The sequence below is a fragment of the Fructobacillus fructosus KCTC 3544 genome (assembly GCF_001438695.1).
Classification (GTDB): Bacteria; Bacillota; Bacilli; order Lactobacillales; family Lactobacillaceae; genus Fructobacillus; species Fructobacillus fructosus.
On sequence record NZ_JQBH01000016.1, the window covers coordinates 8,633 to 9,311 of the forward strand.

1 protein-coding gene is annotated in these 679 nt (G+C 43.9%); it reads right to left on the minus strand.

Features of this window, described 5'->3' with window-relative positions; all coding sequences use genetic code 11:
* A partial coding sequence (locus IV71_RS08115; protein WP_056995057.1) for a hypothetical protein occupies positions 1 to 564 on the minus strand: 564 nt, incomplete at its 3' end.
* Positions 565 to 679: the final 115 nt, after the last annotated feature.

Consider the following 679-nt stretch of genomic DNA (forward strand, 5'->3'; position numbering starts at 1 on the left):
TGGAGCATCCACAATGGCGTTGTACGTTTCTGGATCAACATACGCACGTACTGGGGTCATGATTTCCATGTCCGTGTATGTTTGAGAAGCCTTTCCAAACAACTTGACAACGTCAGATACAGAACCCAGGTCACCAGAAGCGCTTTCCGTCAGCTTCTTTCCAAACAATGTATTAAACAAACGAACTTTTGCTTGTGATTGCAAGTCCAAACGCTCGGCAACGGCAGAGTTAAGGTCTGCATTTACAGTAAACCGGTCAAGACCTTCACGAAATGCCCAGTTGCCATCGTAAGGGACATCTTGTTCCTTATAGATGATTTCCTTTAACTTACCGTAGCGGTTTGTCTTATCAGAGCCATCATTGAAAGCGGTGTTTGGATCAGTATCATAGTTGCCAAGTTCTGCTGGCAAGTCATTTGACTTGATAGAGAACATGGTTGCGTTTTCAGTTACGCCATCCTTGGTTTGCAAGTCACCGAATGCTGGTTGAAATGCAGACAACGCACGAAAAGCTGGCGTAATAATTCCAGCAAAATTCTTATTAAAGATTTGTTCTTGAGCCATTTTAGGCCTCCTTTATTTATACTTTGCTGCCTTAGCGGCAAATGGGTCATTTTCATCAGTTAGTGACGAAGCACCACCTTTTGGCTTGCCAGAGCCTTGCAACTTCTGGTTAACC